Source organism: Bradyrhizobium sp. IC3195, from assembly GCF_020193585.1.
Lineage (GTDB): Bacteria > Pseudomonadota > Alphaproteobacteria > Rhizobiales > Xanthobacteraceae > Bradyrhizobium > Bradyrhizobium yuanmingense.
Genome location: NZ_JADYVG010000004.1, coordinates 459426 through 476872, shown reverse-complemented (window position 1 = coordinate 476872; position 17447 = coordinate 459426). Strand labels below are relative to the sequence as shown.

14 protein-coding genes are annotated in these 17447 nt (G+C 65.1%); 5 read left to right on the top strand and 9 right to left on the bottom strand.

All coding sequences use genetic code 11. The features are described 5' to 3' along the window. Positions 1-62 precede the first annotated feature (62 nt). Complete coding sequence (locus I6F09_RS12515; protein ID WP_192893272.1) at positions 63-725, top strand: DUF2147 domain-containing protein; 663 nt, start codon at positions 63-65, stop codon at positions 723-725. On the opposite strand, the gene I6F09_RS12510 is transcribed toward I6F09_RS12515, so the two are convergent. After that, entirely contained in the window at positions 693-3281 is a 2589-nt protein-coding gene (locus I6F09_RS12510; protein WP_109144425.1) for an MMPL family transporter, read from the bottom strand. The genes I6F09_RS12515 and I6F09_RS12510 overlap by 33 nt on opposite strands. A 455-nt stretch (positions 3282-3736) precedes the next feature. Between I6F09_RS12510 and ispH the strand changes: the two genes are divergently transcribed. Further along, positions 3737-4663, top strand: coding sequence for a 4-hydroxy-3-methylbut-2-enyl diphosphate reductase (gene ispH / locus I6F09_RS12505; protein ID WP_036006084.1), 927 nt, complete (start codon positions 3737-3739; stop codon positions 4661-4663). A 36-nt stretch (positions 4664-4699) separates the two neighbouring features. Continuing rightward, positions 4700-5860 (top strand): adenosyl-hopene transferase HpnH, encoded by a 1161-nt coding sequence (hpnH, locus tag I6F09_RS12500; RefSeq protein ID WP_036006086.1) that lies wholly within the window; start codon positions 4700-4702, stop codon positions 5858-5860. Positions 5861-6024: 164 nt separating this feature from the next. On the opposite strand, the gene I6F09_RS12495 is transcribed toward hpnH, so the two are convergent. The 6 genes from I6F09_RS12495 to I6F09_RS12470 form a co-directional block, all read right to left on the bottom strand. Further along, on the bottom strand, positions 6025-6774 hold the full coding sequence (locus I6F09_RS12495; protein ID WP_057027145.1) for a phosphorylase: 750 nt from the start codon (positions 6772-6774) through the stop codon (positions 6025-6027). Further along, positions 6771-8723 (bottom strand): squalene--hopene cyclase, encoded by a 1953-nt coding sequence (gene shc, locus I6F09_RS12490; RefSeq protein WP_109144427.1) that lies wholly within the window; start codon positions 8721-8723, stop codon positions 6771-6773. Before shc ends, I6F09_RS12495 begins: the two co-directional genes overlap by 4 nt. A gap of 64 nt (positions 8724-8787) precedes the next feature. Beyond that, positions 8788-10044 (bottom strand): hydroxysqualene dehydroxylase HpnE, encoded by a 1257-nt coding sequence (gene hpnE, locus I6F09_RS12485; RefSeq protein ID WP_225188176.1) that lies wholly within the window; start codon positions 10042-10044, stop codon positions 8788-8790. Beyond that, complete coding sequence (gene hpnD / locus I6F09_RS12480; RefSeq protein WP_225146042.1) at positions 10044-10883, bottom strand: presqualene diphosphate synthase HpnD; 840 nt, start codon at positions 10881-10883, stop codon at positions 10044-10046. Before hpnD ends, hpnE begins: the two co-directional genes overlap by 1 nt. After that, positions 10873-11757 carry a squalene synthase HpnC gene (hpnC, locus tag I6F09_RS12475; RefSeq protein WP_057027141.1) on the bottom strand — a complete coding sequence of 295 codons (885 nt, stop codon included), beginning with the start codon at positions 11755-11757 and terminating at the stop codon, positions 10873-10875. The genes hpnD and hpnC overlap by 11 nt, the downstream gene beginning before the upstream one ends. Before the next feature lie 190 nt (positions 11758-11947). Continuing rightward, positions 11948-12181 carry a hypothetical protein gene (locus I6F09_RS12470; protein WP_025035011.1) on the bottom strand — a complete coding sequence of 78 codons (234 nt, stop codon included), beginning with the start codon at positions 12179-12181 and terminating at the stop codon, positions 11948-11950. A 458-nt stretch (positions 12182-12639) separates the two neighbouring features. Here I6F09_RS12470 and I6F09_RS12465 point away from each other — a divergent pair, with 458 nt between their 5' ends. Together I6F09_RS12465 and I6F09_RS12460 are read left to right on the top strand one after the other, a co-directional pair. Continuing rightward, complete coding sequence (locus tag I6F09_RS12465) at positions 12640-13137, top strand: hypothetical protein (protein WP_036006098.1); 498 nt, start codon at positions 12640-12642, stop codon at positions 13135-13137. A 91-nt stretch (positions 13138-13228) separates the two neighbouring features. After that, positions 13229-14062, top strand: coding sequence for a hypothetical protein (locus tag I6F09_RS12460; protein WP_225188175.1), 834 nt, complete (start codon positions 13229-13231; stop codon positions 14060-14062). Between the two features lie 21 nt (positions 14063-14083). On the opposite strand, the gene I6F09_RS12455 is transcribed toward I6F09_RS12460, so the two are convergent. Beyond that, on the bottom strand, positions 14084-16450 hold the full coding sequence (locus I6F09_RS12455) for an MMPL family transporter (RefSeq protein ID WP_036006102.1): 2367 nt from the start codon (positions 16448-16450) through the stop codon (positions 14084-14086). Positions 16451-16657: 207 nt separating this feature from the next. Next, on the bottom strand, positions 16658-17443 hold the full coding sequence (gene eutC / locus I6F09_RS12450; protein ID WP_225188174.1) for an ethanolamine ammonia-lyase subunit EutC: 786 nt from the start codon (positions 17441-17443) through the stop codon (positions 16658-16660). Positions 17444-17447: the final 4 nt, after the last annotated feature.

Below are 17447 nucleotides of genomic sequence, written 5' to 3'. Positions count from 1 at the left end.
CCTTTTTCGGACCATCTTCGCAAGCACAGCTTTAGACCATGTTGCACTGCCAAGGAACACACATGCGTTTGGCCCTTTACACCGGACTAATACTGGCTGGCGGTTACGCCGGCCTGACGCCCGCGCTCGCCGCGGATCCGACCGGCGACTGGCGGGTCGCCGACGGCGTTGCCAACATTCGCGTCGCCCAATGCTATGGCAGCATGTGGGGCGCGGTTTCCTGGGAAAAACAGCCCGGCGGACGCGACGAGAACAATCCGGACGCCTCGAAAAAGAACAGGCCGACGCTCGGCATGGCAACCCTGATCGACATGAAGAAGAAGCCCGGCGTCGATCAGTGGGAAGGACAGGTCTACAACGCCAAGGACGGCCAGCTCTACAGCGCGACCATCACGCCGGCCGGTCCCGACCAGCTCGAGATCAAGGGCTGCGTCATGGGCTTCCTCTGCGGCGGCGAAACCTGGACCCGGGTCGGCCCGCCGATCCCTTCGAGCCCTGCCAACGCAATGGCCAAGGGCGCAGCGAAATCCAGCGGCACTGCGCCGAAGCCCCAAGGGGGGCAAGCGGGGCAAGGGCCCCAAGCAGCCCAAGCCGGGAGCGGCACCACCACGCCTGCGCCCGCAGCTCCGAAGGCCGCCGGCGCAGCCAAGCCCGGTCAGAAGGGCGCCGCCGACCCGGTCGGCGACATCTGCCTACTCGCTGAGATTGCGGGGTTTGCCCATTAGGGCCGGCTGGAACAGCAGCACGGCGGCGAGCGTCGTCACCAGCGACAGTGCCAGCAGCTTGCCCATGCTGGACGTGCCGGGATGGCTCGACAGCCACAGGCTGCCGAACGCGGTCGCGGTCGTCAGCGCGCTGAAAAAGATCGCGCGCGTCAGGCTGGTCTGGAGCAGGTTCGTCCTGCCCGAGCGCCAGGCCACGACATAATAGATCTTGAAGGCGACGCCGACGCCGAGCAGCAGCGGAAGCGCGACGATGTTGGCGAAGTTGAGCGGCAGGCCGATCAACACGCAGATCTCGAGCGTCACCGCGCCGGCAACCAGCAGCGGCACCAGCGTCATCAGCACGTCGACGAAGCGGCGCAGCGTGATCCACAGCAGCAGCCCGATCACCAGCAGCGCATAGATGCCGGCGTGGATGAACGCCTTCACAACGGTGTCACCGGATTTCAGGATCGAGACCGGACCGCCGATCGCAGTCGGCTCGGCCTGGAGAACCGCCGCCGCGAATTTGCGCAGCGTATCGTTGTCGTTGGGATCGCCCTTGGGCAGCGCCTCGACGCGGATGATGCCGTCCTTGCTCTTCCAGGCGCTGACGAGATCGGGCGGCAGCGAGCTCAGGGTAACGGGACCTGCCTGCATCGCGTTCCTGAGCTGGTCGAACACGATCTTCAATGGCGCGACGAACACGTCCTGCGCCTTGTTGCGCGTGGCCTCGTCGCCGTTGGCGAGCTTCTCGAGCGCGTCGGCAAGACGGCGCGAGGCAACAGCGCCCGGGCCCTTCGCGTCGCCCGCGGTCCGGCGCAGATTGTCGACCGACGATTTCAGCGATTCGACATTCTCCTGGTCCGTCGGCGCCGCGTCGATCTGATCGGGGTTGAGCGCCGGATTCAGCACCTTGGCGCCCTGCGCGATGAGCTTCAGCTTCGGCGGCTGGTCCTGCGGCACGAAGCTGTCGAGCGACATCACCCTGAGCACCTCGGGCACCTTCTCCAGCTTCGCCTCGACCTGCCTTGCCTGCTCCTCGGACGTGGTCATCACGTTGATGGCATTGGCACCAGTATTGGGGTCCTTGCGCAGATCGAGGAAGGTGGCGATCGACTCGGCGTGCGGATTGCGCAGGTTCATCGGGTTGAAGTCGAACTTCATGAAGTAGAGCAGCGGCAGGCCGCCGAGCGCGAGCAGCAGCGTGCCGCCGACGATCAGCACCCGATGCTTTTCCAGGAAGTGATCGAGCGGCGCCAGGAAGGCGTACCCGACAGGCTCCGGCTCGCCGGGCGGGTTCAAAAGCTTGAGCAGCGCCGGCAACACGGTGATCGACGAGATGAACGCCACCAGCATGCCGACGCCGGCGATCTGGCCGAGCTCTGCGATGCCCTTGTAGTCGGTCGGCATGAAGCAAAGGAAGCCCGCGGCCGTCGCCATCGCCGCCAGCGACAGCGGCACCGCCGAGCGCTTGGCTGCCAGCACCAGCGCGCCCGCGAGATCATCGTGCTTGTAGCGCTCCGAGCGGTAGCGGACGCTGTACTGGATGCCGAAGTCGACCCCTAAGCCGACGAACAGCACCGCGAACGCGATCGACAGCAGGTTGAACGATCCGACCATCATCAGGCCGGCCGCTGTCGTGATCGCCAGACCGACGAACAGATTGACGAACACCGCGAAGATGATCTTCGACGAATGCAGCGCGAGCCATAGGATGACCAGCACGACGAGAATCGTGCCGACGGCGTTGACGACCGCGCCCTCCTGAACGGTCGCGTATTCCTCGTTGGCGATCGGCACCGGACCGGTCAGCCGCACCCGCGCTTGGTATTTGCCGGCAAAATCCAGATCCGCCGCCGCTTTCCGGATCGCGTCGGTCGCATCCTTGCCGGGCTCCAGCGCGTTGTAGTCGAGAATCGGCTTGAACTCGATAAAGGTGCGCTTGTCGGAATCCTTGAGCGGCTCGTCGCTGACGAGTTCGCGCCAGGAGAAGCTGGCGTTGCCCTTGTTGAGCACGGTCTCGACCGTCTGCGCGATCAGGTTGAAGGGCCGCTCGGTGCTATCGAGCTTGACCTGGCCCCGCTTGACGCCGGCAAGGCCGGTCTCCAGCGCCCCGGTCAGGCCGCGGATCGAGGGATCGCCGGCCATGATCTCGATCAGCGGCGCGGCGGCTTCGAACTGGCCGGTGATCTTGCCGACCTCCTCGGTCGGCAGGAACAACAGGCCGTTCCGCTCGAAGAACGCGCCGCTGCCGAGCTGCTGCATCGAGTGGAAGTTGGTCCTGTCGTCCTTCAGCCTGGCATAGAGCGCGTCTGCCGCGGCGCTCGCCATTTCCGGCGTCCTGGCCTCGACCACAGCGAGGATCATTTCGTTCTGATCGAACGCCTTGTCGAATTGCTGGTCACGCTGCCGCCAGTCCAGATTTTGGGCTATCAGCGAGTTGATATCGGTGTTGATGGCGAAGTGGCGCGCAGCGTAATAGCCCGCCCCCACCGACAGCAGGAGCCCGAGAACGACGACGAGGGAGGCAAACCGGGTGCAGGCCCTGACGATGGCAACGACGACGCTTTGCAGCACTTCTTTTCTTTCTGCGGTTAACAGCTTGCCGGAAACGCCCGCTGTTTATCGGAGTTCCCGGCCGAAACCTATTGCTGTTTTGGGTGGTTCTCGCCGCCAGAAGGTTCGAGGTAAACGGCGGGAGACCGTGGCAAAATCATGCGGGGCGGCCGGTATAGGCAGGGAGTTGAGGCGGGAACGTGACGAAGGACTATGCAGGGATGTCGCGCACGCAGGCTACCGCAATCCCTACTAAAATACCTCACAGACGCCTCCCTCAGCGGTCCCACCTTCCCCTACCGCCGATTTTTTGACACAAAGTATTGCGCCTCCATGCGCCGGAGCCGTCCACAGGGGTGGGTGGCTACCGCAGGCGCGAACCAATGGTGCGGATATTGCAACTCATTGGTCAGTATCGGAGTGCCGCTTGGGGACTGCAAAGAGCGGATTGGTGCAACTTGCGTGATGGGCGTCCAATGGAAGTTTATCTGGCGCAACCGCGCGGCTTCTGCGCGGGGGTGGTACGAGCAATCGAAATCGTGGAGCGGGCGCTGGAGAAGTACGGCCCGCCCGTCTACGTGCGCCATGAGATCGTGCACAACAAATACGTCGTCGAGAGCCTGAAGGCCAAAGGAGCCATCTTCGTCGAGGAACTCTCCGAGGTACCGCCGAAGGCGGTGACGGTGTTCAGCGCGCATGGCGTCGCCCGCAGCGTTGAGGAAGAGGCCGTCGCGCGCGACCTTCCGGTGCTCAATGCCACCTGCCCCCTGGTCACGAAAGTTCACAATCAGGGGAAGCGCTACATCGGCAAGGGCCGCACCCTGATCCTGATCGGCCACGCCGGCCATCCCGAGGTCGAGGGCACGATGGGCCAGGTCCCGGGGCCGGTGCAGCTTGTCCAGAGCGTTGAAGAGGTTAAGGCGCTGACCCTGCCGGCGGATACGCCAGTGGCCTACATCACCCAGACCACCCTGTCGGTCGACGACACCAAGGACATCATCGCGGCCCTTCAGGCCCGCTTTACAGACATTCAAGGTCCGGATATCCGGGATATCTGCTATGCGACACAGAACCGCCAATCTGCGGTAAGGGACTTGAGCAAGCTGGTCGACGTGATCTTGGTGGTGGGCGCTGCCAACAGCTCGAACTCGAACCGGCTCCGCGAAATCGGCACTGAGGCCGGCGTCGCGAGTTATTTGATTGCCGACGGCAGCGAGCTCAATCCGGAGTGGTTGAAGGATGCCAGGACCGTCGGCGTCACGGCCGGCGCTTCGGCGCCCGAGGTACTCGTGGATGACGTGATCGAAGCGATGCGGCGGATCGGACCGGTGAAGGTCTCGGTGTTGCCGGGCCGCGAGGAAAACATCGAATTCCGGCTTCCGGCCCAACTGGCCGCAAGCTGACCCACCCGAATTGAAAAGCCCAGAAAGAAACCTGTAATGGCTATCCCGTTCTTCAAGGAAATGCGTATCGGCGGCTATTTGCTCAAGCAGAAACTGCTTGGCCGCAAGCGCTATCCGCTCGTGCTGATGCTGGAGCCGCTGTTCCGCTGCAACCTCGCCTGCGTCGGCTGCGGCAAGATCGATTATCCCGATGCGATCCTCAACCGCCGCATGACGGCGCAGGAGTGCTGGGACGCCGCCGACGAGTGCGGCGCGCCGATGGTCGCCATTCCCGGCGGCGAGCCGCTGATCCACAAGGAGATCGGCGAGATCGTGCGCGGCCTCGTCGCGCGCAAGAAGTTCGTCTCGCTCTGCACCAACGCGCTGCTGCTGGAGAAGAAGCTCGATCTGTTCGAGCCCTCGCCCTATCTGTTCTTCTCGGTGCATCTCGACGGCCTGCGCGACCACCACGACAAGGCCGTGTCGCAGAAGGGCGTGTTCGACCGCGCGGTGTCGGCGATCAAGGCGGCCAAGGCGCGCGGCTTCACCGTCAACGTCAACGCCACCATCTTCGACGGCCACCCGGCCGAGGAGATCGCCAAATTCCTCGACCTCACCACCGAGCTCGGCGTCGGCGTCTCGATGTCCCCGGGCTACGCCTATGAGCGCGCGCCGGACCAGGAGCACTTCCTCAACCGCACCAAGACCAAGAAGCTATTCCGCGACGTCTTTGCGATGGGCAAGGGCAAGAAGTGGAATTTCATGCATTCCGGACTGTTCCTGGACTTCCTCGCCGGCAACCAGGAATACGAATGCACCCCGTGGGGCATGCCCGCGCGCAACATCTTCGGCTGGCAGAAGCCCTGCTACCTGCTCGGTGAAGGCTACGCGAAGACCTTCAAGGAGCTGATGGAGACCACCGACTGGGATTCCTACGGCACCGGCAAGTACGAGAAGTGTGCCGACTGCATGGCCCATTGCGGCTACGAGCCCACGGCTGCGACCGCAGCGCTCAACAACCCGCTGAAGGCGATGTGGGTGGCGCTGCGCGGCGTGCGGACGAGCGGCCCGATGGCGCCGGAGATCGACCTCTCCAAGCAGCGCCCGGCGCAGTACATCTTCTCCGAGCAGGTCCAGAAGAAGCTGTCGGAGATCCGCAAGGACGAAGCCGCTGCCGCACAGGCAAAGGCCGCGCAAAAGGCTTCGACGGCGGCGTAAAGCGCAGAGCCCGTAGCCCGGATGGAGCGCAAGCGAAATCCGGGATGGTCTCTCCAAGGCCCCGGATTACGCTTCGCTCCGTCCGGGCTACGAACGTCGAAACAAAAAGGCCCGGACGCCAATGGCGACCGGGCCCTTTCTTATTCTCAGATCGAAGCCCCCGCTCACGCCGCCTTCGACACCAAGGCCTCGCTCTCGACGAACTCCGTCCCGATCAGATAATCGCGGCAGCCGCGCAACGACCGCAGGGCGCGGTTGAAGTCGATGCCGGTCGAGACCAGGGCATGCAGCGTTGCCGGATTGCGCACGATGCCGCGCAGCACGGCTCCGAGGTCGATCTGGCCGTTCGGCTTGATCGCCGCGCGGGCGAGCGCCGGCAGCGCGCGGTGGGCGGGGTCGCTGATGACGCGGACGGCGGCGAAGGGCAGCCCGGCCTCGGCGGCGTATGCCGCAGCGATGTGGCTTTCCATGTCGACCGCGGCGGCCCCGGTCTCGGAGTGCAGGGCCGCCTTGCAGGCGCGCTTCGTGACCACTTCCTCGGCACCGGCGAGGCTGCCGCGCACCACGCGGCGGCGACCGGAGGTCAGGCGCTCGATCAGGTCGTCGCCGAGCGACAGGCCAGCGGCCCAGCGTGTGTCGCCGGAGAGCACCTCGGTCGCCAGCACGACGTCGCCGGAGCGCAAGCTCGGGTCGAGCCCGCCGGCCACGCCGAACGAGATCACACCGCGAATCGTCTCAGGATCCACCACCGTCAGAAGCGCCCGCAACTGGGTCGGGCTGCTGGATGAACAGATGACCGCCATTCCGGGCCCAGCCGCGATGCGGGCCTCCTGAACCAATCCGGTCACGATCAGTATCGGCCGCGGGTCGATGGCCTGACCCGCGGTAACATAGTCCCCCGTCCCCAAAGTCACATTCCGACCCCTACCACCCTGCTGTTGGTGTTCCGCAAGTTCCGATACCGCGCCAACGCCCACAGCGGAAAGAACTTTGGGTAACCATGATAACGTAGATAGAACACGCGGGGGAAGCCTGTGGCGGTGTACCGCTGCTCGTCCCACAGTCCTTTTTTGTCTTGTGTTGCAATCAGGTACTCCACCCCGCGGGCAACGGCCGGGTGATCAACCTCGCCTGCCGCCATCAGGGCAAGCAAGGCCCATGCCGTTTGCGAGGCGGTCGAGGGAGCGGCCTCCCAGCCCTTGTAGTCGAGCCGGTAGCTGACGGCGTCCTCGCCCCAGCCGCCGTCGTCGTTCTGGATCGAGGTCAGCCATGCCGCCGCCTTGCGGATCATGGGGTCCTTGTGGTCGACGCCGGCCATGTTGAGGGCGCACAGCACCGACCAGGTTCCATAGATGAAGTTCATACCCCAGCGGCCGTACCAGGACCCCTCCGGGTGCTGGGTCTTCCGCAGATAGGCGACCCCGGCGGCCACCTGCTTGCTGGTCTTGGCGGTCTCACCGAGCTGGGCCAGCATCGAGATGCATCGCGCCGTGACGTCCTCAGTCGGCGGATCGAGCAGCGCGCCATGGTCCGAGAACGGGATGTTGTTGAGGTAATATTCGAGGTTGTTGACGTCGAAGGCGGCCCAGCCACCGTCGTCGCTCTGCATGCCCTCGATCCACTCCCGGCCGCGGGCGATCGCATCGTCATAGCCGGTCGCGCCGTGCTCCCGGCGCATGCGGTCCATCGACATCACCACCACGGCGGTGTCGTCGAGATCGGGGTAATGGGCATTGTTGTACTGGAAGGCCCAGCCGCCCGGGCGCACGTCGGGCCGCTTCACCGCCCAGTCGCCCTTCACCTCGAGCTCCTGCCTCGGGATCAGCCAGTCGAGGCCCTGCTTGGCGGCCGGCACCGCCTTGTCACCGCCGGCCTCCAGCAGCGCATGCGCGGTGAGCGTCGTGTCCCACACCGGAGAGACGCAGGGCTGGCAATAAGCTTCGTCGTCCTTGATGACGAGCAACTTGTCGATGCCCCGGCGCGTGATCGCGCGTGGCGGGAAGTTCTCGTCCTTGCCGAGGGCGTCGTACATCATGACGATGTTGGCCATGGGCGGGTAGATCGCGCCCATGCCGTCCTCGCCGTTGAGCCGTTCCTCGGTGAAGGCGAGCGCGGCGTCGATCGCGCGCTTGCGCAGACTCTTCGGAAACAGCGGCTCGATCACGCGCAGGATCGCATCGAGCGAACGAAACAACAGAAACCAGGCCATGCTCTGGTGCGGCGCCTTGGCGGTCATGCCGATCGAGCGCGGATCCTGCAGGAACAATTCGTCGATGCCGACGCCCTTCGGATTCCTCGCGCGCGGCTTCAGCGCGGCGATCACCATCAGCGGCACCATCGTGGTGCGCGCCCAGTAGGAGATCTTGTTGAGGTGGAACGGCGACCAGAACGGCAGCAATACGATCTCGATCGGCAGCACCGGCACCGCGCGCCAGGTCACGACACCGAAGGTCGCGAGCAGGAAGCGGGTGAAGACGTTGCTGTTGATCGCGCCGCCGCGGGCATGGATTGCCTCGCGCGCCCGCACCATATGCGGCGCGTCGATGGAGTCGCCGATCATCTTCAGCGCGAAGTACGCCTTCACGCTGGCGCTCATGTCGAACTCGCCGTCATGCACCAGCGGCCAGCCGCCATGGGCGCCCTGGATGCGGCGCAGATAGTTACCGATCTTGGCTTCGAGCACGGTGTCGACGGGCTCGGCGAGATAGTGGCGCAGCAGAACGTATTCGGCCGGAATTGTGCAATCGGCCTCGAGCTCGAACACCCAATGGCCATCGGATTGCTGGAAGCCGAGGAGGCCCTGGGTCGCCGACGCAATGCTCGATTCCAAAGCTTCGCGGCTGGTCGCGGTCACGGAATCCATGTCGCTCGATTGCTCCGATAGTCGATTGAAAGTTGACCGGGAGAATTGCCCGTCGGGCCGCCTTTCAGGATCCTTTGGCGGCCAGAACCAGATCGGCGGCGCGGTCACCCGACCGGACCGATCCCTCGATGGTTGCTGGCAATCCCGTAGCAGTCCAGTCGCCGGCGAGGAACAGGTTTTTCAGCGCAGTGACCGGCCCGGGACGCAGGGCATTCTGGGCCGGAGTCGCCGCAAATGTGGCGCGGCGCTCGCGCACGATCTGCCAAGGAGGCAGCTCGCCGGAGACACCGCCCGCCTCGCAGACCTCGTTCCAGATCGTCTGCGCCAGTTCCTCGCGCGGCATGTCGACCAGGCGGTCGCCATTGCTGATGGTCACCGAGAGCCGGTTCGGGAACGCGAACAGCCATTCCACCACGCCGCCGATCACGCCGAGGATGGGCGCCGAGCCCGGCGGCGGTGTGATGCGGAAATGCGCATTGACGATGGCGCGGAATTCGGTCGGCGTCTTCAGCCCCGGCAGCAGGCTAGCGGCCGCGCGCGGCGGCACCGCCATCACGACGACATCGCGCGCACCGAGCTGGATCAAATCCTCGCCGCCGAAATTCAGCGCGGTCACCTTGCCGTCCGTGCTGACGAACGAGCGCAGCTCGTGGCCGAGCTGAACGCTGTGACCACGCTCCTGCAGAAACTTCACGGCGGGCTCGATCAGAACCGCGCTGAGACCGTCGCGCGCGATCAGCGGACGACAGGCCTGCCCGCCCGCAAGCAGCGTCTCCCGCACGATCGCGCCGGCGAGCCCGGCCGAGCCCTCGGGCGGATCGACGTTGAGAGCTGCCAGCAGCAGCGGCTGCACCAGGCGCTGATAGAGGATGCCCTCGGTCGGAATCGACTTGCCGACCAGCGTCTCCTCCGACGCCCAGATCAGCGGCGCCAGCTTGAGATAATCGGAAAGGCCGGTGTCGGGCACGCGGCGGCTTTCGTCGAGCACCCAGGTCGGCCACCGGCCATCGCCGAGATCGATCTGCCAGCGCTGCCCGGTCTTGACATCGACGAACGGAAATTGCGCCCGCTCGGGGCCGACCAGGCCCGCCTCGGTGCCGATCGCGCGCGCATAGGCGCGCGCATGGCTGTTGCCCGACAGCAGCAGATGATTGCCGTTGTCGATGATGAGATTGGTGGCGCCGTCGAAATAGGACCGGCAGCGGCCGCCGGCCTGGTGCGTCGCCTCGTGCACGGCGACCTTGAAGCCGGCATTGGCGAGCCGCACGGCGGCGGAGAGGCCGGAAATTCCAGCGCCGATGATGTGAGCTGTGTTTTGCATCAGATGAAAGCGTAACGGAGCAGGATCAGGATGCGCGTGATCTTCGACACACGCACCGGCTCGCGCGGCGCGGAGAAGCCGCGCGCGATGAGGAGGTCCAGAATGGAATGGTAGTATTTCGACATGATCCGCGGCGCGCGCACGGCGCGGCGCCTGTTGCGGTTCATGATCTCGTCCGACTTCTCGAAATGCACCTTGGCGCGCTGCGCCAGCGGCATGCAGACCTTCGGCAACGCGCGCTCGGCGATCACGCGGTTCGGATCATCAGAGGTGATGCCGGCATGCAGCAGCGCCTCGCGCGGCAGATAGAGCCGGCCAAGGCCGGCGTCCTCGTCGATGTCGCGCAGGATGTTGGTGAGCTGCAGCGCGCGGCCGAGGTGGTGCGCGAGCAGGATGCCGTCTTCCTCGGGCATGCCGAACACGCGCACCGACAGCCGCCCCACGGCGCTGGCGACGCGGTCGCAATACAGATCCAGCGTCGCCATGTCGGGCGCACGGATGTCCTGCGGCACGTCCATCTCCATGCCGTCGACGATGGCGAGGAAATCCTCGCGCTTGAGCCCGAAGGTCTTCACCGAGGCGACGTAGTCCTTCAGCCGCGGCGGCGGATGGCCCTGATAGAGCGCGTCGATATCGTTGCGCCATTCCTGAAGTGCGGCGAGCCGCTCGTCGCGCGGGCCGTCGGAATCGGCGATGTCGTCGACCTGGCGGCAGAAGCTGTAGATCTGAAACATCGCTTCGCGCTGATCACGCGGCAGGATGCGCATCGCGGCATAGAACGAGCTGCCGGATGCGGTCGAGCCGTAATTGGCGCCGGGCGTGGTCGCCTCAAGCGTCATGGGCAGTCCCCGGTCTGGAAATGGCCTTGCGACGGATCGCACGGCGGCCAACTTCGCCGATGATCCCGGCGAGGCTGAAGGCGAGCAGCTCGAATTTGTTCAGATGCACGCGCTCCCGCAAGGGATCGCGTACCTTGAGCAAGCGCACGATGCGGTCGGCATAGGCCTGGATGACGGAGACGTCGACGCCGAGACGGAAATCCCGGATCTCGGCTGCGAGCGACCTGCCCTCTCCGAGCAGCGCCTCGTTGCGTGCGGCGAGCGACTGCAGGCAGGCCAGCATCGCCGGCGGCGACTGCGCGAGACCGAGTTGCTCGACGGAGGCGCCGTGCGCTGCCAGCGCATCGCGCGGCAGATAGACGCGGTTGAGCTCGCGATAATCCTTGCCGCAATCCTGCAGGTGATTGTTGATCTGAAGGCCCGCGCAGAGCGCGTCCGAGGCGGCCCATGTCGAGGTGCTCTCGCCGTGAACGTCGAGCATAAAGCGGCCGACCGGCATCGCCGAGTAGCGGCAATAATGGATGACCTCGTCCCAGGTCTCATAGCGCAGCTTGGTCACGTCCATGCGGAAGGCGATCAGCACGTCGAGCGCATGACGTGGCGCCATGCCGCGCTCGGCCAGCGCGCGGCGCAAGCTGACGGCCTCAGGCTGGGTGTCACCCTTGCCGAGCAGTTCCGCCTCGAGCAGATCGAGATAAGCGAGCTTCTGGTCGGGGGGGAGCGTGGCGTGATCGGCGATGTCGTCCGCGGTGCGGACGAAATTGTAATAGGCCAGGATCAGGGCGCGATGACGCGGATGAATGATCCAGGACGCGACGGGAAAATTCTCGTCGCGGTCACCCTTGCCGGATCGCAATTCGCTCGCAGAGGTCATCGAGGGCTGGTTTACAATCGTTTGGACAGGAAGGGCTTTTTCGCTCGGGCGGGCTCACGCCGGCGACGCCGCCGCGGCCCCCATATAGGGGAATACGGCCGCAAAACCAATCCTGTCCGTCGATGGCTGCCCCTTCGAATTGGGCCCGGAAAAGCGGCCGAGGGCCGCCTTTCTAGGCCAATGGCCGAGTTTATTGATTGTGGTTCTTCAGCACCTGGTCGCAGGCCTGCGAGATCTTGGCCCGGTTCTCCTTGAGGCAGGCCAGGATGGTGAAATCGCCCTGGTCGATGACCGGGCGGCAGAACTTCTGCACATCGCGGGTGCAGGCCTTCTGCTCGGCGTCCGTGCCACGCCCTTGTTGGGCGAACGCTGCCGTCGAAAGGGAGGCCGACAGCAGGGTGAGAGCGACGAGAAGATTGCGCATTGTATTCCTTCATTCTGACGGCAGAATCGCACCGATCCCGGACTGCGCAGGGCGGATGGCCGGAACGGATTGGTTCTGATGGCAAGTCGCCGCTTGTAGCGGCCTCAGGGAAGGCACAAGCACTGGCAAATGCGGCCAAATTGGCGCCGCCCCCGCCGAATCAGGTCTTCCCCGCGCCTTCATTGACAGATGTAAGGGATTGATACTACATCATAATTCGGGAGCATTGCGCTTTAATGCAGACCTGTTGCCGCGCTGCATCTCTTCGCCCGTCCTCGGCTGCCGGAAACATGACGAAGCGCGGCAAATCGCGGCCCCTGGAAGCACGGCGCGGCCGCGTGAACCGCCGTCTCTGGCCGCCGGGCTTTGAACCTGCGACTTGCTCGGAGCACTAAACTTTCGATGTGGCGAGACGTTCTCGATCGAAGCGAACGTCGTTCCAAAGCGGGATATTCGAGATGACATTCTTTTGGCGATCTGGACTGGCAATCAGGGCGGCCGGCATCGGGGTGGCGCTGCTCTTCTCGGCATCGGCAAGCCACGCACAGTCGTCCGGACCGTTTGCCGGCTTCGACGGCGCGTGGACCGGAACCGGCACGGTGTCGCTGTCCGACGGCTCCACCGAGCGCATTCGCTGCAAAGCGGACTATAAGGTCGCCGGCAGCGGCCTCAACCTGAAGCAGGCGCTGAGCTGCGCCTCCGACAGCTACAAGTTCAACCTCACCAGCGACGTGACGAGCCAGGGCGACCGCATCTCCGGCAACTGGAGCGAGTCCAGCCGCAACATCTTCGGCAATCTCCAGGGCACCGCCGGCGGCGGCCAGATCGAGGTCTTCGTCGAGGCCAACGGCTTTGCCGCCAACCTGTCGCTGCGCACCAACGGCACCAAGCAGACGGTGCAGATCTCGTCCAAGGGCGAGATCCGCGGCGTCAACATCACGATGACGAAGGGCTGAAGGCCTTTCGCACGCAATGAGGAACATGCCCCCGGTTCTCGCGAGCCGGGGGCTTTTTGCTGACACGAACTGACCGGCTGGATTTGCTGAGATGGACCCGATCCGCAGACATCTGCTGAAGGCCGCCGGGCTCTTCGTGGCCAGCCGCGCCTTCGCCAGCGATCAGCAGGGAGCGAACATGCAGCCTTCGTCCGTGAAGCCGCGTCACGTGCTCTGCTTCCTCGGCAGGAATGAAAGCCTGCTGCATCCGCCCAAGGCGGTGGCGAAGACGATCGCCGATTTCGGCTTCGAGATCGACCGCACCTATTCGCAAGCCAAACCCGATCCGCACATGGAGCGCTCTTTCGGGGTGTGCTGGGACCGCGTCTTTCCGAAAGCGTGGTCCGAGGCGGACGAAATGGCCGTACTCAATCACAAAGCGGTCCTCTACGTGCTGAGCCCGCCGATGGAGCAGCACAAGACGGTCGCCTATTCAGCTGCCGCCTTGCGAATTGTCGAGGAGATGATCGAGGCCGGCGCCACGGCCGTGAAAGGAGAAAGCGCGGGCGTTGCCCACGGACTCACGCGATGGCGGCAACTGGCCCGCGAGTGCAAGGCCGCCGCAAACACGAACCAGGGCCTTACCGTCACGCCAGCGATGGGCCGATCCTGTCGCCTCGCCTTCGCCAAGCGTCCGCTTGCCGGCGACACCTACAACGAAAGCGTCGGCTTCCACCTCGTCGGACTGCCGGAAATCTATGTCGCGCGATCGCGCGGCAGCGACCGGAACGCAGCGAATCTGATGGACGAAATCGCGGACGCAATGGCCGAGCGCGGCATCGAGGCAACGCTGCGCGACCGCAAGCTCACGCTGTCGCGGGAGCAGGACTACGCCGAGGGCGACTTCAAGTTCAATCCTTACGGAATCGTTCGTATCGGCGCGTGAGGGCGGTCCGGCGCCGGCCCCTCAGATCGCCTGCTTGTCCGCGCCATGCAGCTTGGCGTGCAGATTGATCAGCCACATCGCCGTCGGCCGGAGGATGAAGAGATCAGCGACCAATGCCATCACCATCGAGAAGGCGCTGAGCCAGCCGAACAGACGCAGCGATGGCAGGTCGGAGAACACGGTGACGACGAGGCCGCAGGCGAGCACCACCGTGGTCAGGATCAGCGCAGGTCCCACCAGCACGGTGGCCCGCTCCACCGCGAGCGCCGAGCCGACACCCGGCTTGTTCTCCAGCCGCAGGCGGTTGAGGAAGTGGATGGTAGCGGAAAGGCCGAGGCCGAACGAGACCGTGAGCGCAACGACGCTGGCGAATTGCAGCCCCTCGCCCATCGCCCACAGCACCGTGCCCGACATCACCACCGGGAAGATGCCCGGCAGGATGCAGGCGAGTGTCACCACCCAGGAGCGGAAGGCGAGGCCGATGAAGATCGCGACCAGCGCGAATTCGATCGTGAGGCCGTGGTTCAGCTTCTCGATCATGTTGGCCGAGTTACGCGCGGCGATGGCGGCGAGACCCGTCACGGCGATCTCATAGCCCGGATGCTTCTTGCGGACGGCGTCGAGCTCCGAATCGAGCTTGTCGACGATCGGCAGGAGCTGGCTGGAATCCTTGTCCGGCACGCGGCCGGCCACCACGACAGCGTCCTGCTCGGCGTCGATGAAGCGGCGCACCAGGTGCTCGGGGATGACGCTGACATATTCCTTCAGCGTCGCGACGTCGGCACTGCCGGCCTTTTCCGCCAGCCAGCGGCGCAGCGTCTCCAGCGACCACACGTTGCCGACCCCTGCGGACTTCTCGACTGTCGCGTGCACCTCGGCGATGGTCTGGAGCGTCTGCGGCGAATAAAGCGATTCACCCTTCGGGAACACGATCAGCACGTTGACGGGATTGGCGCCGGTCAGCTTGGCGTCTAACCGGTCGCTGGCGGCAACCGCCTGGCGCTTGTCCGGCACCTGGTCGGCGAGCCGGTAGCGCGGCTCCAGATTGGCATAGATGACGCCGAGGCCGCCGACGAACAGCACCGCCAGCAGGCTGAACAGGCCGGGCCGGCCGACCATGCGCACCGCAATCCAGTAGCAGAAATTGCGCAGCGCCTGTACGCCGGCATCAGCGCCCTGGAACTTGACTGCAAAGACCTTCTCGTTGCGCACGAACAGCACGCCGAAGACAGGCACCAGCGACAGCACCGCGACCAGCGCGATGATGGTGGCGGCAAGGCCCGCCTCGCCGAACTTGCGGATCAGGTCGGAGTCGGAGAATTGCAGCGCGATGAAGGAGATGCCGGCGGTGCCATGCGTCAGCACGCAGGCCGGGCCCACCACCAGCACCGCGTTCTTGAACGCGGTGAACTTGTCCTGGCCCGCGATCAGCCGGTCGCGCGCGGCGAAGGTCAGCTGCATCGAGTCCGAGAAGCTGATGACCATGATGAGCGGCGTCATCACGTTCAGGAACATGTTGAGGTTGAAATTGGCCCAGCCGAGCGCGCCGAGCGCCAGCAGGATAGCGATCATCGGCGGGAATGCCGCCGCGATCATGAACGAGATCTTGCGGAAGAAGATGATGGCGATGATGCAGCCGGCGAGGATGCCGAGGATGTTGTAGGTCAGCCCGTCGCGCTCGACCGCGTTGCGGATCTCGAGCTGCATCACCGGGACGCCGGAGAGCTGCACGTTGAGGCCGGTGTCCCCGAGCGTCTCCTTCATCAGCGCACGGATGTCGGCGACGGTCTTGGTCAACTTGTTGGAAGCGACCACCTCCGGATCGAGCGACAGCACGACCAGCGCCAATGTGCCGTCCTCCGACAGCAGCTTGCCGCGGATGATCTCGTTGTTCTTGACGGTCTCGATGAACTTGTCATAGGCCGCGCCCTCCGGTAGCTCGGGCGGGAACAGGGCCGCCGGCAGCTTGCCGGGGGCCGGCGCCTGGCGCGCCGAGAACAGCGAGACCAGCCCGCGCGTGCCTTCGACCAGCTGCAGGTCGGTGACGAAGTCGCGCAGCTTCTCGAGGTTGCTGCGTTCCAGGAGGGTCTTGCCCTCGACCACGACGAGTACGTCGAACTCTTCGGCCGGGAACTTCTTGGTCACCTCTTCATATTGTTTGAATTCGCGGGTGTCGGAGCGGAACAGCTGCGACAGCGAATCGTCGATCTTGATCCGGTAGATGCCGAACACCGCGCCGACGATCAACGCGAGCAGGACGATGCAGGAGACGATCGGGGCCCGAACGGCGATCAGCCCGAGACGCTCCAGCCCGAAGGCGATGGAGGACGTAGATCCCTGCTCGACCTTGTCGACATGAACCTCACTCTCGCTGTGCTTTTCGAGCATGCCTTGTCCAGTTCCTAAATCGGCTCGGGCTGTGAGCTTATCGCGCCGCGCGACCGGCTTGAAAACGCCATACCAATGGGAGGCTTGCCCTTTGAAAATGCGCGGAAAATCGCCGGCAGCGGTTTAGCAGGTCAACAGGTCTTTTCGCAAGCAGGCCAAGCCCGGCCGAATCGATCGAAAAGCGGCGATCCGGGCCTGGAATGACCGTCATCCCGGCGAGGATGTGCCAATCTGGCGCGGCGCGCGGTCTGCGCTCTCGTCCTTCAGCGCCACGCCGGTGACCTCCCGGGCCAGGGCCTCGCGGATCAGCCAGGCGATCTTGAACGCCGCCTCGTCGTGGCTCAACCCGGCGTGGTGGATGTTGGAGACGCAATTGCGCTCGGCATCGGTGCGGCCGGGCCGGGGCGCGAAGGTCAGGTAGGCGCCGAGGCTGTCGGGCGCGGACAGGCCGGGCCGCTCGCCGATCAGCATCATGACCATGCGCGCGCCGAGAATGGCGCCGATCTCGTCGCCGAGCGCGACGCGCGCGCCCGATGCGACGACGACATGGCGAACCGCGACAGCATCCCCCTGCGCAAGCGATTGCAACAGGCGCCTTACCACGATCGCCGCATGGCTATGGACCGCCGCCGCGGACAGGCCGTCTCCGATCACGACCGCGAGCTGGCACGGCGCCGAGATGCTTCGTGCCAGACGCTGCGCCGAGCCGGGGTCGAGCTGTCGTCCCAGATCCGGCCGCCGCAGATAGTCGCCGCGATCGACCGCCCGGCTCCTGACCTCGGTCACCGCAACACCGAGTGCGTCGAGATCGGCGATGAGACGCGGCGTGTCGAAGGCCGCATGCACAGCATCGCGCGCGCGGGCATGGTCCAGCGTGAAATCGAGCAACGCTCTCGTCGGCAGGCTCGCGCCGCTGCGCCCCAGCGCGACGCGCGCAGGCGTAAACGAGCGCAAATCGAGGGTCGGACGGCGCGGCAGGGCCGGGTCAGACATGTGG